Source organism: Ruminococcus sp. (genome assembly GCF_016287535.1).
Lineage (GTDB): Bacteria > Bacillota > Clostridia > Oscillospirales > Ruminococcaceae > Ruminococcus.
This window is the reverse complement of sequence record NZ_JAEFAJ010000017.1, coordinates 1-25,306: the sequence shown is the minus strand read 5'-3', so window position 1 is coordinate 25,306 and position 25,306 is coordinate 1. Positions and strand designations below refer to the sequence as shown.

General features: G+C 45.1%; 19 protein-coding genes and 1 tRNA gene. 17 read left to right on the top strand and 3 right to left on the bottom strand.

Annotated elements, in window-relative coordinates:
• Positions 1-54: 54 nt before the first annotated feature.
• Positions 55-603 (bottom strand): GNAT family N-acetyltransferase, encoded by a 549-nt coding sequence (locus QZZ36_RS07895; protein ID WP_295079584.1) that lies wholly within the window; start codon positions 601-603, stop codon positions 55-57.
• Between the two features lie 11 nt (positions 604-614).
• The gene (locus tag QZZ36_RS07890; protein ID WP_295079581.1) at positions 615-1,160 is read right to left on the bottom strand and encodes a GNAT family N-acetyltransferase; all 546 of its coding nucleotides are present in this window, start codon (positions 1,158-1,160) and stop codon (positions 615-617) included.
• A gap of 240 nt (positions 1,161-1,400) precedes the next feature.
• On the opposite strand from QZZ36_RS07890, the gene nudC reads away from it, so the two are divergent.
• From nudC to QZZ36_RS07865, 5 genes are all read left to right on the top strand, one after another.
• A complete protein-coding gene (gene nudC / locus QZZ36_RS07885) occupies positions 1,401-2,231 on the top strand; it encodes an NAD(+) diphosphatase (protein ID WP_295079576.1) in 831 nt (276 codons plus the stop codon).
• 178 nt (positions 2,232-2,409) lie between these two features.
• Entirely contained in the window at positions 2,410-4,320 is a 1,911-nt protein-coding gene (locus QZZ36_RS07880) for an EAL domain-containing protein (RefSeq protein ID WP_295079569.1), read from the top strand.
• Positions 4,321-4,485: 165 nt separating this feature from the next.
• Positions 4,486-5,931, top strand: coding sequence for an efflux RND transporter periplasmic adaptor subunit (locus tag QZZ36_RS07875; protein ID WP_295079566.1), 1,446 nt, complete (start codon positions 4,486-4,488; stop codon positions 5,929-5,931).
• A 5-nt stretch (positions 5,932-5,936) separates the two neighbouring features.
• Entirely contained in the window at positions 5,937-6,650 is a 714-nt protein-coding gene (locus tag QZZ36_RS07870) for an ABC transporter ATP-binding protein (protein WP_295079562.1), read from the top strand.
• Positions 6,610-7,971 carry an ABC transporter permease gene (locus QZZ36_RS07865; protein WP_295079559.1) on the top strand — a complete coding sequence of 454 codons (1,362 nt, stop codon included), beginning with the start codon at positions 6,610-6,612 and terminating at the stop codon, positions 7,969-7,971. The genes QZZ36_RS07870 and QZZ36_RS07865 overlap by 41 nt, the downstream gene beginning before the upstream one ends.
• Before the next feature lie 49 nt (positions 7,972-8,020).
• Here QZZ36_RS07865 and QZZ36_RS07860 read toward each other — a convergent pair whose 3' ends face one another.
• Positions 8,021-8,521, bottom strand: coding sequence for a GNAT family N-acetyltransferase (locus tag QZZ36_RS07860; RefSeq protein WP_295079555.1), 501 nt, complete (start codon positions 8,519-8,521; stop codon positions 8,021-8,023).
• 232 nt (positions 8,522-8,753) lie between these two features.
• Here QZZ36_RS07860 and QZZ36_RS07855 point away from each other — a divergent pair, with 232 nt between their 5' ends.
• The 12 genes from QZZ36_RS07855 (at position 8,754) to QZZ36_RS07800 (ending at position 25,206) form a co-directional block, all read left to right on the top strand.
• Positions 8,754-10,124 carry an FHA domain-containing protein gene (locus tag QZZ36_RS07855; RefSeq protein ID WP_295079552.1) on the top strand — a complete coding sequence of 457 codons (1,371 nt, stop codon included), beginning with the start codon at positions 8,754-8,756 and terminating at the stop codon, positions 10,122-10,124.
• Positions 10,125-10,136: 12 nt separating this feature from the next.
• Positions 10,137-10,916: a PP2C family serine/threonine-protein phosphatase gene (locus QZZ36_RS07850; RefSeq protein ID WP_295079549.1), complete on the top strand. Its 780-nt coding sequence runs from the start codon at positions 10,137-10,139 to the stop codon at positions 10,914-10,916.
• A gap of 16 nt (positions 10,917-10,932) precedes the next feature.
• On the top strand, positions 10,933-12,624 hold the full coding sequence (locus QZZ36_RS07845) for a serine/threonine-protein kinase (RefSeq protein WP_295079546.1): 1,692 nt from the start codon (positions 10,933-10,935) through the stop codon (positions 12,622-12,624).
• A 14-nt stretch (positions 12,625-12,638) separates the two neighbouring features.
• Positions 12,639-13,031, top strand: a complete 393-nt coding sequence (locus QZZ36_RS07840; protein WP_295079543.1) for a hypothetical protein — start codon at positions 12,639-12,641, stop codon at positions 13,029-13,031.
• Entirely contained in the window at positions 13,031-13,945 is a 915-nt protein-coding gene (locus QZZ36_RS07835; RefSeq protein WP_295079540.1) for a hypothetical protein, read from the top strand. The genes QZZ36_RS07840 and QZZ36_RS07835 overlap by 1 nt, the downstream gene beginning before the upstream one ends.
• On the top strand, positions 13,942-19,677 hold the full coding sequence (locus tag QZZ36_RS07830) for a hypothetical protein (RefSeq protein WP_295079537.1): 5,736 nt from the start codon (positions 13,942-13,944) through the stop codon (positions 19,675-19,677). Before QZZ36_RS07835 ends, QZZ36_RS07830 begins: the two co-directional genes overlap by 4 nt.
• A 328-nt stretch (positions 19,678-20,005) precedes the next feature.
• Positions 20,006-21,211: a sugar-binding protein gene (locus QZZ36_RS07825; protein WP_295079534.1), complete on the top strand. Its 1,206-nt coding sequence runs from the start codon at positions 20,006-20,008 to the stop codon at positions 21,209-21,211.
• 142 nt (positions 21,212-21,353) lie between these two features.
• Complete coding sequence (gene mmsA / locus QZZ36_RS07820; RefSeq protein WP_295079531.1) at positions 21,354-22,889, top strand: multiple monosaccharide ABC transporter ATP-binding protein; 1,536 nt, start codon at positions 21,354-21,356, stop codon at positions 22,887-22,889.
• Between the two features lie 19 nt (positions 22,890-22,908).
• Positions 22,909-24,090 carry a sugar ABC transporter permease gene (locus QZZ36_RS07815; RefSeq protein WP_295079528.1) on the top strand — a complete coding sequence of 394 codons (1,182 nt, stop codon included), beginning with the start codon at positions 22,909-22,911 and terminating at the stop codon, positions 24,088-24,090.
• A gap of 77 nt (positions 24,091-24,167) precedes the next feature.
• On the top strand, positions 24,168-24,503 hold the full coding sequence (locus tag QZZ36_RS07810; RefSeq protein ID WP_295079525.1) for a hypothetical protein: 336 nt from the start codon (positions 24,168-24,170) through the stop codon (positions 24,501-24,503).
• A gap of 20 nt (positions 24,504-24,523) precedes the next feature.
• On the top strand, positions 24,524-24,946 hold the full coding sequence (locus QZZ36_RS07805; RefSeq protein ID WP_295079521.1) for a hypothetical protein: 423 nt from the start codon (positions 24,524-24,526) through the stop codon (positions 24,944-24,946).
• 184 nt (positions 24,947-25,130) lie between these two features.
• Positions 25,131-25,206: transfer RNA gene (locus QZZ36_RS07800), tRNA-Trp, on the top strand.
• Positions 25,207-25,306: the final 100 nt, after the last annotated feature.

Sequence of the window (25,306 nt, the reverse complement as noted above, 5' to 3'; positions counted from 1 at the left end):
ACTTCTTTATAAAGTTCCGTATTTAGCTTCAGGGCTGTTTTGCTGTAATGGTGTTCAGTCCACAAATTCCATGGTGAACAGCTTTGAGAGTATGCTTCCTGCGTAGGACTTCATAAGAGCTACGTATTCGTCGCCCTCTACATCTCCGCCCGTGCCGAGTATCTCATATGTGACCTTACCCTCGCGGAGCTTCTTATGGAGCTCTTTAAAACCGTTGCGCAGGTAGAAATTGCGGCGGCTGACACGTTCGGCGTAGTTTTCTGAATTTTCATCCAGCTGTTCAATGGCAAGAAAAAGCCTTCTGCCCTTGTAGAGCTTCTGCGCATTCTGCAGTACAGCACTGCCGATACCTCTTCCGCGGCATTCCTCTGATACGGCAAGATAGAAAATGTAGGAGAGGTCGCGGTAGTTTACGATATAGAGAAAACCTGCCCATTCGTCATTGCAGCGGACAGACCAGAAGTCTACATTTTTCTTCTTGGCTTTAAGTACGAGCATAAGGAAGGGAGCGCGTTCATCATCGGGAAAGGCTCTCATATAAAGCTGTTTTATCCTGCGGAAATCGGGACTGCTTGGCTTCAGCTTGGTGAAATTGAGTTTCATAGCATACCTCCTTATTCAGCTTTTTCTATGCAGTAGCATACCTCACCGTCAGGGATAATGCCCTGCTGTCTGAATCGTTCGACGTTGTCGGTTTTTATCATTTCCGACTTTTCCAGTACCCGTCCCGATTTGCGGTTTTCCGCGCGGTGATAGGCTTCAAGCCTTTTAAAGCCGGTATTTCTGAATGTATATGATATTACTGCTGAGAGCGCTTCACCGGCATAGCCGTGTCCCTGAAATGCGGACCCAATGCAGTATTCTATCTCTGCGGTGCGGATTTCCTCATATACTCTGCAGAAGGCTATCTGACCGATATTCCTGCCGCTTGATTTTTCTATGACAGCCCACCTGTAAAAGCTGTCAGACTCATATCCGTTCATGTATCTGTCAAGAAGCCCCTGCACCTCATCGGCTGTGGTGTAGACAGGCTCTCCGTATTCGGTCTGTACTGAGGTCTCGGAAGCCCAGCCGTGAAGCATATCGCCGAGGTCTCCGGCTTCAAATCTGCGCAGCAGAAGGTGCGGTGTATCTATGGCTTTTGTACCACTGTGACGCATTGTAAAGAACTCCTCACGAATTTGTTACATATATTATAACATATAATTGTTAACAATTCAAGCTGCCGCTGAGCGATAGTAGCATAACAATTATTTCAGCCGTAAATATAGCAGATTTTGCTCCGATTTTATAATATAAAACCGCTGACTATACAAGCAGCAGGCAAGCTATAAGGGGTTGACGTTCCTTTTCGTATATTGTATAATTATCCTATCGTTCAGAAAAAGGAGAGTATATATATGATACAGGATATTTTTCCGTGCAGGCTCGATAACGGCTACCATGACACAAACGACAAAGCGAAGCCTGAAAACAGCTTTGTGATATATTTCAGGGACGGAAGGATGTTTGCAGATGCAAGCGGCGGAGATGTTCTGTTTCCGCGTCCGGTTTCAATAGATAAGGAAAGAATGACATATCTGTTTTCTGTTGACGATGAATTCTTCTTCCTTGCCGCTGATGGGTGCCCGGCTGAAGCTGAAGGCGGCTTCGGCTATTATACTATCCGCGAGCTGAGGGACAGGTGCAGCGGAAAATACCTTTTTGCTGCGTTTACAGCTTTCCATCTTGCTCAGTGGTACGGCAGCAGCAAATACTGCGGAAAGTGCGGCGGAGCAATGGTGCGTGATACCATTGAAAGAGCAATGGTGTGCCCTGAATGCGGAAACAAGGTATATCCGAGGATAAATCCCGCTGTGATAGTCGGAGTCATAAACGGGGACAGGATACTGATAACACGCTACAGGAGAGGTTTTGCGCATAATGCCCTGATAGCCGGATTTACTGAGATAGGAGAGACACTTGAACAGACTGTGGAGCGCGAGGTTATGGAGGAAGCAGGGCTCCGCGTAAAGAATATCCGCTACTACAAGTCTCAGCCATGGGGAATGGCTTCTGATCTTCTTGTGGGATTTTTCTGCGATGTTGACGGAGAAGATACAATAAAAATGGACGAATCCGAGCTCAGATATGCTCAGTGGGTCGCCAGGGAGGATATAGAGCTTCAGCCCTATGAGCACAGTCTTACAAACGAGATGATGAAGCTGTTCAAAAACGGTCCGGAGTTGTAGGAAGGCAACAATCCTTGTAGTTGATTTTTGTGCAATAATAACATCATTTCTTCTGAGAATAAATAATATCTGTCATTTTTTTGCTTTTATGTTGACTTTTTTAATGGAAAATGTTATAATATATGTGTGTGCAAAAGTATTAGACAGGTGCGACTTTTTTCACAGGGGGGGTGGAAATATGTTTGCGAAATCGGATCTTAATATTGGAAGTTATACTCCTGTCGGCGATATAATTGCTCTTTCGCTGTGCATAATAATGATTATACTGGTAAAACAGACATATCTGAGGAAAGAGAAGGACAGATTCCTAATAATCATGCATATCCTTTCTTTCATGCTGATAGCTGCTTCGGCAAACATCTTCATGCAGACATATCTTGTAAAGAAGAATGTGGTGCCGGCGTTTATCTATACGATGCGTATGCTGCATCATGTCTGCCTTTCCATGACGATGTTCCTTTACATAAGATATGTACAGGGTTCGCTCTGGCTGATGCCTAAGGACAAGAAAAGATCGAGGATAGCTATTGCCTTTATAATAATTTTTACCATTCTGCTCGATATCACGGCGTCAGTGTTAAAGATAGGCTTCTACATAAATAAAAAGCATGAGTATAATGCGGGCCTTGACTTCTTTGAGATACTCTATGTTGTGTTTGCGGTCAATATGATCTATATGCTCATAAAATACAGAAAAAGACTGCTTATGAGGGTCTTTACGGGAATTCTCAGCGTTCTTGTGATGTCAAATCTTCTTTTGTGCATACAGGGCATATTCAAGCAGATCTCCTATACTACGATATGCTGTCTGCTGCCGATAATCAGCATCATTTTCCTGTTCCATTCAAATCCCTACAATACCGATACAGGAGCTGTATCCGGCGAATTCTTTACAGATGAGGTAAAGGATAATCTCGCAAAGGGAAACGAAATGGTGATAATGTGCTGCCATATGCCGGGATTTTCGGTATATATCGCCAAGTCTCCGGTACTGAAGGCGGAATTTATGGATTTCTTCCGCGTCAATATCAAAAAGTCTATACTTTACAGCTTCCCGAACGACTGCTTTGTTCTTACATTTACAAAGCAGAAGAACAGCGATTATGAAAAGATAATCGATAAAATGCTCAGTAATTTCTCTGAGAGCTATTCAAAGTTCAACATAGATTACAAGATCATAATCATGGAATCGTCTGACGCTGTAACAGATGTAAACGATTATCATAACATCATTGATTATACTGACATGAAAATGCCGTTCAATTCTGTTGTGCGAATCAATGACAGTGATATAAAGGATTACTACGACAAGAATTATATCCTTACTCAGCTTGAGGATATAGCAGCGAAGAAGGATCTCTCGGATCCGCGTGTACTTGTCTACTGTCAGCCTGTTCTGAATATAAATACGGGACAGTATGATACGGCAGAGGCTTTGATGAGGCTGAAGCTCGAAAAGACCGGAATGGTATTCCCGGATCAGTTCATACCGCTGGCTGAACAGTTCAACCTTATCCATAACCTGAGTATGATAATCCTCAACAAGACCTGCGCCGCGTTGCGCCGCTTCCTTACTGACGGATATATCGTAAAGCGTATTTCCGTAAACTTTTCAGCCATTGACCTGAGATATGATTCGTTCTGTGACGAGGTCAAGAGCATTATCGAGAAAAACAGTATCGAATACGGAAAGATCGCGGTAGAGATAACCGAGAGCCGGAGCGAGGCTGACTTCAATCTTATGAAGCAGCGTGTTCTGCAGCTGCAGGATCTTGGCATAAAGTTCTATCTCGATGATTTCGGTACCGGCTATTCCAACTTTGAGCGTATCATGGAAATACCCTTTGATATAATCAAGTTTGACCGTTCTCTGCTGATCGAATCACTGAAGAATTCTTCATCGCAGTATATGGTCAAGACCTTTGCGAATATGTTTCATGACCTGAAGTATTCCATACTGTTTGAAGGCGTTGAGAACGAGTATGACGAGGACCGCTGCAAGCTTATGATGGCGCAGTATCTCCAGGGGTACAAGTATTCAAAACCGATACCTATCGAGGAACTCACAAAGTTCCTGCTGCACGTATAAAACAGCTTTGATGATGATTAAAGACCGCCTGCGCCGCAATGGCACAGGCGGTCTTTGCTGTAGATGTAAAAATCATTGACGTTGCAATGAAAATATGTTATTATTAGATTACCGGTAATTAGTATGTGTTCAATAACTTGACTTCCGGCAGAAGGAGAGAATGAAATGGAAAAAAGAGGAAAAAGAATAAAGGGGATAATAATCCTTCTTGTTGTGCTGCTCATAATAGGAGGAATAGCGTTTTTTGTAAGAAACGCCATACGAGGCGCAGCATCAAAGATGTCTTTTCGTTCAGATACGTGCGGCAGGGTAAAATGTCAGGATCTTGTAAACTATTCAAATATGTCGGGATCAATATCGAGCAGCGATAAGCTGATAATAACCGCTGATCCGACACTGAAGGTAAAAAAACTCAATGTGAAGGTCGGAGACAGTGTCAAGGCAGGCGATATCCTCTGTGAGTTTGACAGTACAAAGCTCAAAGAGGAATATGACGCTATGGTGAAGAATAACGAGAAGGCGGCAGGTGCTGAACAGCACAGCCATGATCTCACTGTCCGTCAGCTCAATAAAGCTAAGGAACAGAGAAGAGAGCTTATTTCCAAGGCTCAGAAAGCGATAAATACTGCCGTTGAAAAGCGCGACAGAGCCTATGATGAGTATAACAGAAAGGTCGCAGAGTACAATGAGCTCAGCGCAGCTGTAAATGAAGCATACATGGCATGGGTAAATGCGGGAGATGAAGACTCCGCTCAGCTGGAGAAGGCGTATAAGGCGCTTGATACAAAGCTTTCATCGGCAGATACGCTCCTCGAAACAATGAAGGAAGCTCTTCCCGAATATGACGAGGCTATAAACAGTGCAAATGAAGCATATAATCAGGCTGTAAAATCTGGTGATGAGCTCGTGCAGTCCGCTCAGGACGCTATCGACGCCGAGAAGTACAGTATATCTGATAATTCTGCTGATAAACAGCTTGCCGAGCTTGCTGAAAGAATTGAAAAATGCGTGGTAAAGGCTGAGAAGGGCGGAGTTGTTACAGAGCTGAATATTTCCGAGGGAAGCGTTCCGGAATCAGTGAACATCATGACTGTTGAAAATACGGACGAGCTTGTAGTTGCGGGTAAGGTCAGCGAGTCCGATATCCTGAAGCTGAGCGAGGGTATGGAGGCAGAGATAAAGACGAGCGCTACCGAGGACAAGATCATCAAAGGTACTGTAAAACGTATCGAAAGGATAATTTCCTCAAACAGCGCCGAGGCAAGAATGGGCGGATATACCGTGGAGGTCAGCATTGATGACAAGGAGAGCGGTCTGCTCATAGGAATGTCTGCAAAAGTAAAGATAATACTCGACAAGCGCGAAAATGTGCTTAGTGTACCGTATGACGCCATTTCAGGCGGAGAAAACGAGGGGTATTTCGTATACGTTGCAACTCCGGCTGAGGATGGAAAGTATGTATTGTCCAAGCGCAGTGTTTCAGTGGGCTTCGTGGGTGATTACTATACCGAGATAACTTCAGGCAGCTTAATGGAAGGCGATATAGTCGTTACAGATCCTTATGGCGTAATTGACGGCGATATCATTGAACTCAGGGTACCGGAGGAATAATGCCGATGAGAAATGTTATCTCAATGCAGGGGATATTCAAGAGGTTTTATATCGGTATGCCCAACGAGCTGGAAATACTTCACGGACTGGACATGAAGGTGCGTGAGGGCGAGTTTGCTTCGATAGTAGGCCCTTCCGGTTCGGGAAAGAGTACCCTCATGAATATAATAGGAGCCCTCGACCGCCCGACAGAGGGCATATATATGCTCAACGGCTCCGATATATCACAGCTCAACGATTCCGAGCTGAGTGCGATCAGAAACAAGGAGATAGGGTTCGTTTTTCAGAACTTCAATCTCGTATCACGTACAAATGCCATAGAAAATGTGGAGCTCCCGATGCTATATGCAGGGATAGGAAAAAGAGAACGCAGAAAGCGTGCTGAGAAGCTGCTTGAGATGGTGGATATGAGCGACAGAGCTACCCATAATCCAAACGAGCTTTCGGGCGGTCAGAAGCAGAGGATCGCCATAGCAAGAGCTATCGCCAACGAACCCTCCATAATACTTGCCGATGAGCCTACAGGCGCTCTTGACTCCGCGACAGGTCATATGGTCATGGATATTTTCCACAGGCTCCATGAGGAGGAGCACAAGACCATAATCCTTATCACACACAGCAGCGAGCTTGCTTCCGAGACTGAAAGGATAATCACTCTCAGCGACGGACGTATCGTTGATGATACGGGAAAGGCTGGTGACGAAAATGTTCTTCTTTGAAAATGTTCGTCTTGCCTTTGCTTCACTGAAATCGAACAAGATGAGGTCAATACTGACCATGCTTGGCATAATCATCGGTATATGTGCTGTTATAACGATCACTACCCTGGGTACTTCGCTGAAAAAGACCCTTGCCAATTCCTTCAACAAGCTGGGCGGTCAGACCTTCTCAGTCGAGTACCGCTTCAAACGCGGCAGCTCCGATGACGATGATGGGTATTCCTACAGAGATATGACGGAGGATGATTATATCACCGAGAATATGCTTGACGAACTGGAGGAAAAGTATCCCGGTCGTTTTCTTGTATGCAAATCAAACACCTGCGGCACCGGAAATGTCACAAACAAAAAGGGCAATAAGCTTAATGTCAGGATAGACGGTGTTTCAGAAGGTGGGATGAAGTCTGATTCCCTGATAAAGATGCTCAGCGGAAGAACTATAACTGAGGAAGACGATAAGCTGTATAAACACGCCATTGTTGTGTCCGAGGTATTTGTCAAGCAGTATTTCGGCAGCGAGAACGCCAATGCTATCGGCTGCGATATAAGTATAGATGTAAACGGAGCATGCGATTCGGATTTTACGATAGTCGGTATATTCCAGTATCCTAAGATCCTCGAAAAGTATCAGCAGTCAACCGCGAATTTTATGGACAGGTTCACTCCTGTTTATATCCCTTATAATACCGCAAATAAGCTCATAAGGGCAGATGAACGGTTTTCAGGGGAATACGGCGTTGATTTCATGCTGAACGATATGTCTGTTGACAGAGATCAGGCAATTAATGAACTTGATGAATTCTTCAGTGAAAAGTACCGCGACAACAAATACTGGGGGACAGAGATCTATGACCCGCAGACAGAGCTTGGAATAGTAAACAAGGTGCTGAATATAGTTACGCTTGTTATTGCCATAATTGCGGCTATTTCACTTCTTGTAGGCGGTATAGGAGTTATGAACATAATGCTGGTGAGCATCACCGAGCGTACCCGCGAGATAGGTGTCAGAAAGGCTCTCGGAGCCAAAAGGCGGCATATCAAGACGCAGTTCATAGTCGAAGCGATAATACTCTGTCTTGTAGGCGGTATTATCGGGGTGCTGCTTGGAATATTCAACGGTTTCCTTATAGGCTATATCGCAAGGTATGCTCTTAGTCAGATGCCGGAATATCAGGATTTTGTCGCACTTTCCATACAGCCCTCCATAAAGGCTATACTGATATCGCTGGGCTTCTCTATGCTTATCGGAGTATTCTTCGGAAGCTATCCTGCAGGAAAGGCTGCAAAGCTCGATCCTATCGAGGCTCTCAGATATGAATAATATCCGGAAATATAAAAAGCCGATGTCTGAAATAAGACACCGGCTTTTGTCATTTCTTTATGCGTACAAAATAGGACTGTTCGTCTTCGTGGTGTATATAACCGCCGTTTTTTAGCATAGCTTTCAGAGAGGCAGGATTATCCTTGTGTACTCTGAGGTATATCTCCTCTTCGAGAATGACCTTGCGCGCAATATCAGCGATAAGTCCGAGACCGCGTGTGCCGAAGCCCTTTCCGCGGTGCTCCGGAGCTATGTAGTAGCCTATGTGTCCTGCGCCGTTTATAAGGGAGTCACAGAGATAGTGCCGCAGGTCAAGCTTGCCTATGATGTCGTCATCGTTCCACAGAAAGTATGATGTGGCGGGAACATAACCGTCCGGAAGCATTTCTCCTTGTGAATTTGCGATAATGGTCTTCAGCGCATCAACGAAATCATCGCGGCTTATGCCGTGGTATTCGTTTATATAGCCGTTTTCGTCCTTGGGAATATCCCTGACGAAGAGGTATTCCTTTTCAATATCGTCAGTGTTGGCAGGTTTTAGGCGGAGCATTTTTTTATCTTCTTTCTTTGGATATTTTTATTATACTATGTCCGGCGCTGAAATGCAATAAAATAATTTCATATATTGTGTAATGTGTATCATATGTTTTGTTCAACAATCTCAAAACTTATTCAAAATATTGACAAGTCTCATATAAAGTGATATAATTAAACCACATATAAGCCTTGGTAAGACGGGTCCCGGATCCGTCAGACGGGATAATTGTTTTTGGAGTGAGGATATGGCAGGTAATGTTTCAGTTAAGATAGTATATCAGAATTGCGATACGTATCTTATTGCAGGACTAAAAAAGAGAGACAGGATAAACGAGGACGCTCTCAGAGTCGTTAACCGCAGCCTTGATGACGGCTTCCTTGAGGTAAAATGGGAGAAAACAGCTGCGAGGCACGTCCTGAAATATAATATCAGCAATCTGACAGCTCTGTCGGAATACGTCAGACAGCCGCTGTCGCAGGAAAAGTATTTCGGGATACTGGGACAGCTGCAGCGGATACTTGAATTCTGCGGTGAGAATTCCCTCACAGCGGACAATGTTATACTCACTGACCCGAAATACGCGTTTTATGATGTGGAAAAGCGAAAGGTGCGTGTGGCTTACCTTCCGTTAATGATAAATATGTATAAATGCTCGAATCTGGCGAAATTCCTATACAGGCTCCATAAAAATGAAGGCGTCGAGGTATCCGACGCAGCCGTCATGGAAAAGTATGCCCAGTTCCTTGAGGATAACCTGAAAAGTCAGCGGGACCGCAGTATAGGTCTTACACATAATCATCTCTATGCCTTTCTGCATGATGTTCTTGGAGTGCCTATGAGCTCGGCTTCAGTAAGAGCTGCGGAAGCTGCAAAGGCAGCTGCAGCCGGCAAGGAGGTCGACACCGGAGCGTCAGCTGCCCCGAAGCAGGACGACCAGGATCATACTATCGTTGTAAGCAAGCCTAAGGTGTCTGAATGTGCCGCATTTCTGAAAGATTCCGGTAACAGGGATATACCTATTACCGAATTTCCGTTCACTATAGGCAGAAAGGCTGATAACAGCCTTGCGCTCACGGACAAGGGCACTGTCTCAAAGGTCCATGCTGTCATAACCTTTGAGGACGGTACGTTCTACATAGAGGATAAGGACTCGTCAAACGGAACTTTTCTCAGCAGCTTTGCGGAGGGAAGGGAGAAGATAAAAAAGCAGCCGCTTAATTCGGGAGATATAATCTATATCTATGATATCCCCTTTGTGTTCAACATCAATTCAGGGGACTCTCCCACTGTTATCGTGGGCAGGAAAAACGAGCTTAAAGCAAAGACCGACGAGTTCAAAAAGACGGGCATGAAGCATATAGCGTATCTGCTCAATACCTCAAGCAAGGAAAAGGTCCCGATATTTGTTTATCCGTTTACCTGTGCGGAACTCTCCGGTATTATCATCAGCCGTGATAACCGTAAGAACCGTCACAGTATCTGCATTGAGAATATTTCCTGCACTTCGCTTACCGTTGAGGGAGATGAGATACCGGCCGGTGAGAGGAGCAGTATATTTTCAGGCTGCAATTTCCTTTATTACGGCATTTCGTATACTTTCTACGAAGAGAACTGACGGTGACGTTTTATGAAGTATATTTTTTCTTTTGTTACCACTGAGGGTGCGGTCAGAAAGATAAATCAGGATTCACTTTTCATAAATACCGCGGAGTATGAAGGTGAAGAGATATTCTTTGCCGCGGTATGCGACGGAGTCGGCGGTCTCTCCGGCGGCGAAAAAGCCAGTGCATACGTCTGCAAGCGCATGAGCGAATGGTTCGCTTCTGATTTTGCGGAGCTTATGAGAAATAGTGCTTCCATACTTAAAATAAGGGAAGCTATGGACGACCGCCTTCATGAACTCAACAGCCGCATAAATGACTATGCAGCTTCACATTCAACGGATATGGCTACGACCTTTACGTCTGTTCTTATAATACCGCAGCTGAAGCATATGCTTATCGCTCATGTAGGGGATTCCCGGCTTTACAGGATAACAGACGAAAGTACGGATATACTTACCTCGGATCATTCTGTTGTCGGACAGGAAGTAAGGAGCGGTATCATCACCGAGGAAATGGCTGAAAAGGATCCGCGCCAGAATCAGCTTACAAACTGCATAGGCGCAGGTCTCGAAGATACATCATACGATTTCAGCATATCTGATTACAGCGAGGGAGAATGCTATATGCTTTGTTCTGACGGCTTCCGGAAAAAGATCTCGTCAGACGATATAAGAAAGACATTGTGCCCCTCTGCGAACAAGGACGAAAAGGCTATGACAGCCAGTCTTGAAAAGCTGAAAAACAAGGTGATCGAATGCGGTGAAAAAGACAATATAACCGCGCTTATGGTAAAGCTCTGCTGAAAGAGAGGAGATCGTTTTGCTTAACAAAGGATTTATCCTTGAAAACAGATACAAGATCGACAGCGTTGTCGGAAAGGGCGGTACATCCATAGTTTACCGTGCCCTCGATACTAAAGCCAATGACGCACAGCGAGCTGTAAAAGAGGTAATGAAGACCAACGGCACTGATGCCTACAATGCGCGTCAGGAGTCACTGCTTATCAAGCAGTTCTATGAAAAGGACGTGAGCAATTCCTATTTTCCCAATATTATCGAAATAATCGACAATGACCCGGACGCACTTTATATAGTTCAGGATTATATCGACGGCGTTACTATGGAAAAGCTGCTTAAATACGATCCCATAAAGCCTAAGACGCTGCTGCGTTACGCAAAGGATATCTGCTCGGTAATGTCTTTTATACACAAATGCGGTTTCATACACAGCGATATGAAGCCGGACAATATAATGGTCGTAAGGAATACAGAGGACTTTGAAAATACCAGGCAGCCGGAAAAAATCGGAAGGCTGAAATTTATTGATTTCGGCTCCGTTATCGAGCGAAGAGAGGGTACATTCGCATACACTCCGGCTTATGCCGCTCCTGAGCAGTTCCGCAGGGAGGAACTCGACGAGAAAACGGATATATTCAATATCGGTGCCACCTATTATCATATGCTCACTGGAAAAAAGCCCATGAATGTTTCTGTCAACGGAAAGCTTGTCAGCTCCGCGGAGCGCTTTGTATTTGACAAGAATATGAATGCAGCGATAGTTCGTATAATACGCAAATGCGTAAGCGATGACAAGGCGAAGAGATACCGCTCCTGCGATGAGCTTTACGCCGATCTTGACAGGGCTGAGAATCATACCTATGTCAAGGTGACGGGAATAATAGCGGGACTTGCTGCCGTTTCGCTTGCTTTTTCTGGATTTGCCGGAATGATGGCAAAAAAAGGCAGGAACGAGGACTTCAACAAGCTGCTTGCAAGGGCTGAGAATGCCAGTACCTATGAGAGCAGGGCTGCCGCTTTTGAAGATGTTATAAATGCGGACGGTTCTTACTCGGACGCATATCTGAAGCTTATCGAGCTTTACAAGTCCGACGATGTCTTTGATGAAAAGGAAGCAGGACAGATACTGAAGCTCATAAACGAGAACATAAACCTTATGCAGAAGGACGCGGGATACGAGGACGTTGCCTTTGAACTCGGCATACTGTACTGGTATTATTATTTCTACGGGAGCGATCCCTCTGCGGAAAGCAGCACTTCAGGAAAAATAACGGCTGTAAAATGGTTCAGGGAAGCACAGACACCCGCTTTCAAACGCCGTGAACAGGATAAGTACGAGATAGCAAGGGTGTACTGCACTATCGGTGATTTTTACTCACAGATGCTCAAAAAAGAGAATAAGCTTCTCAAAAAGGATTATTCCGCAGACCTGTGGAACAGCATGAACGAGCTTAACAAGCTTGTGGAAACTGAAAATGCGGGTTCTGACCTGATAATCCTTGAGACATACAAAACCCTTGTAAATCTTGAAAATGACAATATGAACGAGCTTGCAAAATCGGATATATCTTACGCGGAACAGGCGGAATTCCTTGACAATATAAGTGAAAAGACCGGAAATATAAATACTGACGATGATTCCGCAAACAGCACAAAGGAGTATATACTGAGCGCCTGTGAAAGCATTAAGGAGAGAATAGAAGGCTCGCAATAAAAAGGAGGTGCAGGATGAGTTCATTTTACTGGCAGATACTTTCTGAAATATTCCTTGGGATAGGTATCGTTCTTATGCTCACTGCGATACTTATCGCGGCAAGGTACAGGATAGTTTCGGGCATGATCTCAGAACTCAGATCCGGAAGAAGCACCGCGTCTCATGCAGTGACGGTCCCGCAGGTAATGAACGATATCACGGATATTGCCGGCGCAGAGGAAGAGGAGCTCCGCAGAGAGCTTGAAAACGGTGAGATAACTGTAGTGGTCGCACCAAAGAAGGATGACGAAACAGACGCAACAGTAATAGTAAACAATGAGGATAAGAACAGTGATTTCAGGATAACGCGGAATATACTTGTTATAAACGCTGATCCTGATGTTATAGACAGTAATTGGAGAAGATGATGGATAAGAGATCAGTATTCGGAGGACTGGCAGCAGCGGCGATCGCAGCTTCAGCGGTAAATATCAGCATAGCAGAGGCGGTATATTATCCGCCGCCTGAGAACCTCGGAGTTTCCGCCGGCAGCATAGAGATAGAAAAAGACAGCATGAACGGGGATATTGTTGCCGAAGTGCCTTTGTACGTGCATAATAATCCCGGCTTTTCAGCAATAAAGGTCATAGCGGAGCTTGACAGCAGGCTGAGCTTTGACACGAATGTCGTGAGTACGGATATAGACGGTATAGCAGGAGTGCTTGTCAGCAGCTGCGGCGGACAGGGCAATACCTTTTCGCTCTGCTTTACCGCGGACGGCGAGAGATTTCAGGGCGACAGGGAAATAGGACGCCTTAGAGTGAATGTGCCCGCCGGCGCTGAGACCGGAAGATATGATATATCTTTCCTGAGAGAATGCGGTGATGAAAAGATATTTATAGATACATACAATAAAAGGTCGGCTCGTTTCTATGAGGAGTATTTCTCTGACCTTGAAGGCGGAAGTATAACTGTGACCGACAATAATGCCGTTCAGGAAAGCACCGGAGCAGCCCAGGAGCAGGAACCTGTCCGCGGGGAAGCAGCTGAGGAAACTGTCACTTCCGAAGCGGCAACGGTTCAGGTGCAGACTGAATCCGCTGTTATTATGACTGCGGTGACGACTCAAAAGGATACCGCGCTGAAAACTGTAGTGCCGGAGGTATATGATTCTCCCGAAGAACAGGCAGCGACAGCCGCTGCAGCAGAGGAGATCCCTGAACAGACGGCGGATAAAGAGAAAAAACATAACAGTATGCTCGTTCCTGTGATTATTGCGGTCTTGCTCGAACTCGGAACGGCAATAGTGCTTATATTGAGAAGAGGAGGTAGATCAAAGTGAATAACGGGATATTCGATTTCAGGAAGAATATTGCCTTTGTGGCTGCTCTCGTTTTCCTATCGCATTCCATGTGCGTACTGCCTGCGGCAGAGGTGTCGGCTGCTGTTGCGGCTCAGACTGACGATCATGGGATAACTGAAGCTCCCGACGAAGGTGCTGCTCCGCCGCCAGGTCCCGGAAGCCCTGTTCCGGAAGAACCGGAAGCTCCCGAAGAGCCTGATCCTGACGGTAACGATGATGATACTACTACTGCTGAAACTACTACTGTAACAACTACCTCTGTCACTACTGCCGAGACCACTACAACAACTGCCGTCACAACGGCTGCAAAAAAGACCTACAGACTTATCGCAGATAACGCGGATATAAACGAAACGGATACCAGCTTCCTTATAGGCAGTGTATTCAGAGGATACTTTTTTGGACCGAACGAGATCGTTTCGGGAGATCATGAGAAGCTTTGCACTGTTCCTGCGGATCAGGAGATCAATAAGGACGACGTATGGGCTATCTCAAATCAGTACCTGTTTATATTCAATGAAGAAACATCAACTGATGATGAGCTCCATTTCACTGTATATTACAAATATTCCCTGATTCACGACAGGAATGACAATACCGATGATTCGATAACTGTATCGCCCAAAGAGGCTGGCAGCAAGGAAACAAGGGGAAACTTTGAATACTACAAGGCGGGTTCAGAGCTGACAATAACTCCGTCTGACCTGTTTACAGTCAACGGCAGCTCCGATCCTTTAAGCGTAAAGCTTGAAAAAAGTGCGGAGCTCAGAAGAGAAAACCGTGAAAACGATCAGTATGTCCTGAAGAATAACGGCAACAGCGATATAGTCGTTGCTCCGAGATGCTTTGTGCTGAATCTGTCTTCAAATACCGATTATACACTTGAAGGCGGCGGTAAAAGGTATCCCTCTGGCAATCAGAGATATACTGTCAGATGGAGCGATATTGATTTATTGTCTGTAAGATCGGGTGAAGACACTAAGAAGTGTTTCTTTAACATAAAGGGCGACGGAACAGACAAATTATTCAATGCTGACGAAAACGGCGTACTTGAACTGAATAAGATACTTGAAGCAGAAGAGTTCAGATACAGGAACAATATCGAGCTGACTGTCTCGGGTGTTGATGAATCGGTAAGAGTCATCGTGAAATATGAGGGAAGCGATGATGTTCAGGATACATATTATGTTCCTGTCAGAGCCGCAAACGCCGGCTTTACCTATGAAGTGCCGCTGCTTTGCGACGAGGACCGTTTCCTGAACAGCTATATTTACGCAGGCGCTGAAAATGATATATACCAGAACATCTTCACAGAGCTTGAAAAAAAGAATAATTGCATCAGTTTGGGCTACAGGGATGATATGACTTCCGTTACCCTGATATACAGGAAATTCACTAAGAGCGGCGAGGATGATACATTTATCTACAAGCCTGACAGCAGTATAGTTCAGAGGAGCGAAAACTGCTATACAATAGAATCTATGGATACGTCAATCGAGCTTATGAAGTTCGGTGATGATTTCCAGAACAAGAGAGCTATCATAAACACACTGAAAAACGGCGCTCTGAAATCGGAAAGCTATGTGCTGAAGGACAAAAACAAGAAGATAGTTATGACTATAGACGATCCTGAAAAATCGGGATTCATTCTTGTAAGAAATCTTGTTGACGGAGAAGACGGGAATTATACCGACAGTCTGAAAAACAGCATATGCTTCTATCTGGACAGGACAGCTCCAAAGATAAGCTCCGTGCATACCTCGGCTGACAGTACAGGCGGCTGGTCCGGCAAAAACGGACTTGAAGCGGAATTTTCGGTAACTGATAAGGACGAGCTTAAATTTGATGGAAGTACGCTTTCATATTATGATAAAAAGGAGCTCCGGAATATATATGACCGGTTTATAAATGCCGGTTCCGGAGACAGCGGTGAAATAGCTTCGATAATTGTGAAGAATTACCGCTTTGACAGACCTGAAAATGGCTGGAGCGATACGGATAACCTGAAACCATATATCGAGACCGAGGATATGCGTCTGGCTGAAGCTGCTGTTATCAGTGAGCTTTCCGAGTTCAGACTTGATGAAGTAGCGGAAAAGTATTCGGACTATGAGAATACCTACGGTTATTTCAGGGATCTGCTCAGAACAGACGCCGCAGGGCTGAGAAGCGATATAAGCAGATACTATTCTGCTCTGATAACTGCCGAAAAGGCAAAGCTAAGTGCTGCAAGTGAGTCGGAGGAGCTTGAAGACGAGGAAAAGAAAGCTGCTGTAAATAAACTCAAAGCCTCTGTGAGCAGGCTCACGGCAAGTGCTTCGGACATCGACTCACTGCTGGAAAAATACATAACTGCCGATAAAAACAAGACAGCTGATTCACACTGTGTCCCACGGCTCTCATTCAGCTCTGACGGCAGGTTCAAAGTAAATTTCACAGCTGACGATGAAATGAAGAATTCTCTTCTTAAAGAGGATATTGATATTCTTGCAGCAGACAACAGCTTCAATATAAGCGCCGATAAAGTGACAGTCCATGTTATGATAGACGGCAAAGCCCCTGTTATAAAGAACGACGGTATAAAACTGAACGGTGCTCCCAATGTGCGCGGAAGCAGCAATATCTTCGTGCTGAAAGCGGGGACCGGTATCAGCGTTTATGCTGATGATGAAAAAGGCTCCGGAGTAAAGGCTGTGAAGATGCGTCTGGGCGAGGGGACAGACGGTATCCCCATGAAATACGACCACAGCAGCGGAAGCTTCTCCTGCATGATCTCGGAAAGTGATCTTAACGGCAGAAACGATAAGATACCTGTCATTATTGACAGCGAGGATATGATGGAGAATAAGTCTTCATGGAAGAGCAGCGAGAACGGTGAAAAGTATTACTTCATCATTGACAATGAAAAGCCTGTATGCGGCATTAAAGATATTTCCGACAGTAAAAAGACCTATACCGAGGAAACAGCCGGCGGTACAAAGACCTGGTTCAGCGAATATTCGGATATCATTCTTTCCGTAAGTGCAAAGGATGTAAATCCTGAGATATGCTCCGGTATCGCGGCATTAAATATTGAAATAAACGGTAAGATGTCCGTTATTGATGCAGCCGCAGACGGTCTCGACGATGAGAAGCTCGCAAACGGTGACTACCGGCTCGTTTTTGCGAAAGGTGAAGGTGCGGAAGGCTTTACCGCAAAGCTTATATGCGGTGAAACAGAGCTTCCTCTGGGCGAAGAGCATACGCTGAACTCAGACGGCAGTATAAACATCAGGCTTTCTGCCACCGATCTGGCAGGCAAAACCAGCGTTATCGCAGGCAGGGATATATTCCTTGACAGCTCTGTGCCAAAGGTGACGGAGATCAGTGTCAGGGGCAGGAACATTATAAGCAGCGGCGATTTCAGATATGACGTTTTCGCAAACGGCGGAACGGAACTCAGGGTAGTTGTTGACGAGGGAATACACAGTTCCGGTATCAGAAGCGCGGAAGTGACGTTCCTTGACAGTGACGGTAATACTGTCAGGACCGAAACTTTTGATAATTCGGCAACTCCGCACAATAATACCTTTGTACTGAACATACCGGCAGATTTCAAGGGCAGGGTACGTGCAAAGGCTGAGAGCAATGTGTCCAAGGTTTCTTCCGAAGCTGAATCATACGGCATAATAACAGAAAGCTATGATATGCACAGAAAAACTTCTTCTGTTCTGATCGAGCTGCCTGAAACAAAATATACCGACGCTGACGGAAAGCCTCTTTACAGGTCAGACGTCAGCGCAAAGCTCACTGTAAAGGACAGTTTTTCGGGTATTGCCGGAATAGAACTGTCAGCTCCGGGAAATTCTTCCGAAACAGTTGTCAATCAGGATGGTGCCGGTGAGTGGGAAATACCGGAAAATGCCATAATCGACGGGCTCGTTACAGAAGCCGCGCGGGAAATAACTGTTTCCGAAAACGCAAACGGTAATAGTATCGGTCTCAGATTTACTGACAATGCCGGAAATACTGCTGAGCTGACAGAAGCAGGACTAAGCATAGATAAAGTTGCTCCGAAGGTGAGCGTGAAGTTTTCAGACGGTGCGGATCCCGGCAAAAAGATATTCAGCTCCGAGCGCCATGCCGTAATAGAAGTGAATGAGCGCAATTTCGACGAGAAACGTGTCTCTGTCACTGTCAACGGCGTGCAGGAGAAGTTCGAATGGAAGCTTACAGGCGGAGTTGAAGGCACAGACAGCGCTGTGTACAGTGCTGTGAGGGATTTCAATACTGACGGCGATTATGTGATGAAAGTAAGCTGCACCGACAGGTGCGACTGGGAGTCAAATGTCGTTGATGAGAGCTTCATCATTGATATGACACCGCCTGTGCTGAAGGAAGCGTTTGATGGCAGTATCGCCAACGATCATTACTACAATCAGGCTGTCAGGGCAGTATTCACGATCACCGACAGCAACTTCGATCCGCAGCTGATAGAGGTAAGCGGCACTTATAACGGCGGTACTGACGGATTCCCTGCTTTTTCTTCGTGGCAGACAGCGGGCAGGGAAAGCACCTCATCAGTTTATTTTGATAAGGACGGCGAGTATGTCGTAAGGATATCCGGTAAGGACAAAGCCGGAAATCCTCTTGAGACCTACACGGGCAGATTCTGTGTCGATACGGCGAAGCCTTCGATAGATGCGGGAGAGGTGCAGAGATCCTACAACGGTTCTGAGATAAGACCCCGTATCGCCTTTGAGGATACAAATATCAACAAGGACAGCATAAAGGTAAAGGTAGACGGCGCAAACCGCGGCGATAACATTGACCTCGGAGGAAAGCTTAACGAGGTCTCCGGCGGATATGAGTACGTTTTTGACAATATCCCCGATGATGAAGAAAATGATGATATCTACAAGGTAAAAGCAAGTGCCAGGGATAACGCCGATAACAAGATAGAGAAGGATTTCAGGTTCTCAGTAAACAGGTACGGTTCGGTATTTGAGATAGATCAGGATACAAGAAGCATTCGCGGAAGATTTATTTCCAGAGAACAGGATATCGTGATCGTTGAGCGCAATCCCGACGCCCATGCGGCTCACCAGAGCGTTTTCATCACAAAGGATTCGGACATGGTTGAGCTGAAGGAAGGCGAGGATTACAGCGTAAAATACTGCGGCGGAGATGATGAGTGGTCGGAGTATACATATACTGTATTCGCCAAGAACTTTGAAAAGGACGCAAAATATTCAGTTTCCATACATTCAAGGGACGAGGCAGGCAATATCAATATAAGCAATTCCGATAAAAAGGACGCTGATGTCGAGTTCTACATCGACAAGACTCAGCCTCTGTGCATACCGCTTAATTTCTCCGAGAATACAGCTTACAAGAATGAAAGCATTACCGCGCGTCTTGCTGTATCGGATAATATCATGCTAAAGAATGTAAAGGTATATATCGACGGCAAGGAGATCAGAAGAAGCTATTACGGTGACGAGTGCTCATTTGAAATATCCAACGCGAGCCACGCCCATGACGTAAGAGTTGTCCTTACGGACATGGCTGACAATGAGCGTGAATTCAATTACAAAAATATTCTTGTTACCACAAGCGGGATGAGGATACTTATTCACAAGACATGGTTCAAGGTGTGCTGCGGAGCTGCTGCTCTGCTTGCAGGTGGTGCTGCAGTACTGATAAGAAGAAGGAAAAAGAGACTTTATTGATCTGTGAGAGGTCCGGACGTGTGTCCGGATCTCTTTCTTTGTTGCAGATGACGAAACAGCAAAAACTACGGCGCAGATATGTTTTCAGTGGATTATTTATGTTCGGTTTATTAAAAAATGGCACAAAAGTGATATCTCAGGGATAGTCAATTGGCATTTTGTACATAATTATTACTGCTGTATTATACAATCCACCAAAGATAACATATAACGTATTGACATGAGAGGCAAAATTGTGTAGAATACTAAGTATTAGTATAAGTTATTTGTTAATGTATGGCAACAATTTTTTCACATATTAATTTTAACATTTAAGGAGGAAAATCTAATGAAAAAGTTTATTGCAGTACTCTCTACTATGGTTATGTTGGGCACACTGGCTTCATGTGGTGACAATTCAACCACAACAGACAATGGCAGCAGCAACAACGGAACCAAAACAACCACAACAGCCAAGGCTGACGAAACTACCACAAAGGCTGAAGAAAGCAGCAGCGGCTCCAAGACAGTCGGAATCGCTATGCCTACAAAGTCTCTCGAACGCTGGAACCGTGACGGTGAATACCTCAAGGCTCAGTTCGAGGATGCAGGCTATAAGGTTGACCTGAAGTACTCAGATAATAAAACAGAGCAGCAGAACAACGATATCCAGTCAATGATCGCTGATAAGGTAGACCTTCTTCTTATCGCTGCTATCGACGGTGAGACTCTCTCTCAGACACTCGCTGACGCTAAGGCAGCAGATATCCCTGTTATCGCTTATGACCGTCTTATCATGAATACAGACGCTGTTTCATACTATGTATCATTCGATAACTATACAGTTGGTAAGCTCCAGGGTGAGTATGTACGCGACGCACTCAAGCTTGACAGCGAGGCTGGTCCTTTCAATATAGAGTTCACAGCAGGTGACCCTGCAGACAATAACGCAGGCTTCTTCTTCAACGGAGCATTCGACGTTCTCAAGCCCTATATTGACGAAGGCAAGCTCAAGGTTCCTTCAGGCAAGACCACATTCGAGCAGGTTGCAACTCCTACATGGTCTACAGACAAGGCTTTTGAGAATATGCAGAACACTCTTGCTTCATATTATTCAGACGGTACACAGCTCGACGTTGCTCTCTGCTCAAACGACTCCACAGCTCTTGGTGTAGCTCAGGCTATCACTCAGGACTACGGCGGAAGCAATGCACCTATCGTAACAGGTCAGGACGGCGATATCGCCAACCTCCAGAACATCGTTGACGGCAAGCAGTCGATGACAGTATACAAGAACGTAAGCGATGAAGCAGGCGTTACACTTGACGTTGCAAAGGCTATCCTTTCCGGTCAGACACCTGACGGAAACCTCAGCCTCTCTGCTGAAGCTACATTTGATACAACAACATATGACAACAAGGTCAAGGTCGTTCCTTCATACCTCCTCGTTCCTTATGTAATCACAAAGGATTCACTGGATAAGCTTGTAGATACAGGTCTTTACAAGTGGGACAGCAGCAACAAGTACCTTGAGTCAACAGCTTCAACAACCTGATTGAACAATAAAAAAGAATAATGTCTGAAAAGGGGGGCGGCTGAAGTCTGCCCCTTTTTCTGAATGAAATAGGCGCATTCGGGAAATATTTCCTGTATCAAGCTGCGAAAAGCTTGTCAGACATGGTAAAGGAGGGATATAATTGGCAGAATTTATTCTCGAAATGAAAAATATCACTAAGGAATTCCCCGGTGTAAAAGCCCTTGATAATGTTAATCTTCAGGTGAAGCCCGGAGAGATACACGCTCTCGTCGGCGAGAATGGTGCCGGCAAGTCTACACTTATGAACGTACTCAGCGGCACATATCCTTTCGGAACATATTCCGGTGATATTGTTTATAACGGCGAGGTTTGCCAGTTCAAAACGCTGCATGACAGCGAGGAAAAGGGAATAGTAATCATACATCAGGAGCTTGCGCTTATCCCGGAGCTTTCCATAGGTGAGAATATGTTCCTCGGAAACGAGCGCAAGGGCCGTTTCGGTATAGACTGGGACAAGACTTACTACGAAGCAGGAGAGCATATGAAGCAGGTCGGTCTTAAAGAAGAGGCGACTACTCTGATAAAGGATATCGGTACCGGCAAGCAGCAGCTTGTTGAGATAGCCAAGGCGCTCAGCAAGAATGTAAAGCTGCTTATACTTGACGAGCCGACATCCTCCCTCAATGAAGAGGATTCAAAAATGCTCCTTGATCTCCTTCTCGGCTTCAAGAAGGACGGTATGACTTCGATAATCATTTCACATAAGCTCAATGAGATCTCATATGTTGCCGATAAGATAACAGTTCTTCGTGACGGTTCAACTATCGAGACCATTGACAATGAAGGTCATAATATCGACGAAGCACGTATCATACGCGGAATGGTAGGCCGTGAACTCAGCGACCGTTATCCTTCCCGTGAGCATAATGTAAGCGACAAGGTCGGCATGGAGGTAAAGAACTGGAGCGTTCACCATCCGATATATAATGAGAAAAAAGTCGTTGACAATGTATCGTTCAACGTCCACCGCGGCGAGATAGTCGGTTTTTCCGGCCTGCAGGGTGCAGGACGTACTGAGCTCGCAATGTCTATCTTCGGAAGGTCATACGGTACCAATATAAGCGGTGACCTGAAGATCGACGGAAATGAAAAGAATCTCAGGAACGTCCGTGACGCTATAGAGGCAGGTCTTGCATACGTTACCGAGGACAGAAAGGGCAACGGTCTTATCCTTGAAGAGAGCATTGCCCAGAATATTACGCTGTCCCGTCTTGAAAAGGTGTGCAAAAAAGGTATCGTAGATGTCAACAAGGAAAACGCTGTCGCAGAGGACTATAAGGAAAAGCTGCGTACAAAGACGCCTTCTGTCCAGCAGGCTGTAGGCAACCTTTCAGGAGGAAATCAGCAGAAGGTACTGCTCTCCAAATGGATGTTCGCCGATCCTGAGGTGCTTATCCTTGACGAGCCCACAAGAGGTATCGACGTTGGTGCAAAGTATGAGATTTACTGCATAATGAACGACCTTGTGGCACAGGGAAAATCAGTTATAATGATATCCTCGGAGATGCCTGAACTGCTCGGTATGTGCGACCGTATATACGTTATGAACGAGGGCAAGATGGTGGCGGAGATGCCTGCTTCGGAAGCGACGCAGGAAAAGATAATGTCTGCTATCCTCCAGTCCGACAAAAAATAAATGATCTAAGGAGTTAACTATGAACGTTAAAACATTCATAAAAAAATACACCATGGTCATTGCTCTGGTCGTGGTATTTATATTCTTCGCCTGGTGGACGGACAAGAGACTTCTTTATCCCCAGAACCTTTCAAATCTTCTGATACAGAACGCATATGTTCTGGTGCTTGCCTGCGGTATGCTCATGTGTATCCTCACAGGCGGTAATATCGACCTTTCGGTCGGCTCGACGGTCTGCCTGATAGGCGCTATAGCCGCTAAGATGCTGACAAATCATAATATGAATCCGATAATCGTTATATTGCTTTGCCTTGTATTCGCTTGTATCATCGGTATGTGGCAGGGCTTCTGGATCGGTTATATACACATACCGCCCTTTATCTGTACCCTCGCGGGAATGTTCCTGTTCAGAGGCTTCGGACGTGCGATACTGGATTCAAAGACTATAGCCATAACTCAGTCAGAGGGTTCTGTAGGTAAGAGGTTCCTTGATATCTTCGCTTCTTATATCGAGATACCGTCAGTTGACACGCAGAAGGTAAAGTGGTCGGCTTTTATCCTTGGTATAATCATCGCAGCCGTTCTTGTGGTGATTACTGTTCTTAACCGTATCAAGAAAACTAAGAAGGGCTATAAGCAGGCATCTGTCATATCTCAGTTCGCAAAGATAATTGTGATAGACGCTCTTGTGCTTGCTTACACATGGAAGCTTGCACATTATAAGGGTATACCTGTAATGGCTATATGGGTGCTCGCAATAGTATTTATCTATGCATTCATTACTTCCAAGACTGCTTTCGGACGTTACTTCTACGCAGTCGGCGGAAACGAGAAGGCTACAAAGCTCTCAGGTATCAATACAAATAAGGTATACTTCATGGCTTATACTTCAATGTCGCTCCTCGCAGGTCTTTCGGGACTCCTTGTTGCGGCACGTGTAGGCTCTGTAAACGGCGATACAGGTAACTCCTTTGAAATGGACGCTATCGGCTCATGCTTCATAGGCGGAGCTTCTGCATACGGCGGAAGCGGTACAGTAGGAGGCGTTGTAGTCGGAGCTATACTCCTCGGTGTTATCAACCAGGGTATGTCAATCAAAGGTCTTGACAACAACTGGCAGTATGTAGTCAAGGGTGCAGTTCTTCTTATAGCTGTTATCTTTGATGTTGTATCAAATAAAAAGACCGGTAAGGCAGGTTAAAAATAAGAATACGGCTCGGAGTTGTCATGGGGAACTCCGGGCCGTAATATGTATAAATATGCGAGAGGATATAAGTTATGAATCAGGTAAAATATGATGAAGAAAAGCGCTCAAGAGCTTGTAAGGCTGTTGTTCTGAGAATGGTAGTAGCTGTTTATATATGCTGGATTGCCTTTAAGATATCATCTGCTGAGGATACCTCAATGAGCAGGACAGTGTGCTGGATAATCGGCGGTGTTTTTATGGCAGCAGCTATAGCGTTTATTATCTATTCGAGAAAACGGTTCCTTACTGACCTTGATGAAGCCAGGATAAAAGATGATCATTCGGCTGATGATGAAATTGTCGAAGCGGAAACGGTTGAGGAAGAGGACAGTGCGGAAAGCAATGGATCTGAAAGAGGGACTGTCTGAAAGGGGAGAAGCCTGTGATTTTGGATAAGGTAAAGGAGCTTTATGGCGAATATATAGCGCAGGTGCAAAAGCTTGAAAAAGAGAAAAAAATCGGTGACGGGCTGTTTGGTATGGGTAAGAAGATATCTGATGATCCATGCCATGAATGCTTTTCAGATAAACTGGAAAAACTCCTGAAGGAATATGCGGTTTCAAAGCCTGCTTCTGCAGAGATAAGAGAAGTCCTTTCATATATTTACAGCGTTCAGAAAGAAAATAAGGAATATTTAAGCGCTTATTGGCTCATGAATGCGGTACATGGCTTCACGTTTGAACTGATAGATATACTTTCCAGGGAGGACGCCTCCGCAGTTTATGAGTTGTATGACAAGAATTGTCCTCGCAGGGAGAGGTTCCCTGTACAGAAGAAAGTTCTCAAGGCACTAAAAATTGCCGCAGAATAATATGGGAATATAGTCTTTATTATTATCGGTCCTTATAGGACAATACATTGTAATGCTTTGAATCAGTTATGCATAAAAAAACAGTCTGAATAAGTTAAAAAATAAATATTTCTCAAATGTATTGACAGCTTGCTGCTCTTTTGATATAATTATTATGTTGCATTGATAAAATACATTTGTTAATAGGGGTATAGCTCAGTTGGTAGAGCAGCGGTCTCCAAAACCGCGTGCCGAGGGTTCAAGTCCTTCTGCCCCTGCCAAAACGATAAAGCCTGTATTTCGAGGAAAACACCGAAGTACAGGCTTTTCTCTTACCTACAGAAAACAGATGTAACTGAAATTTTGCAGCTCCGTGTGCAT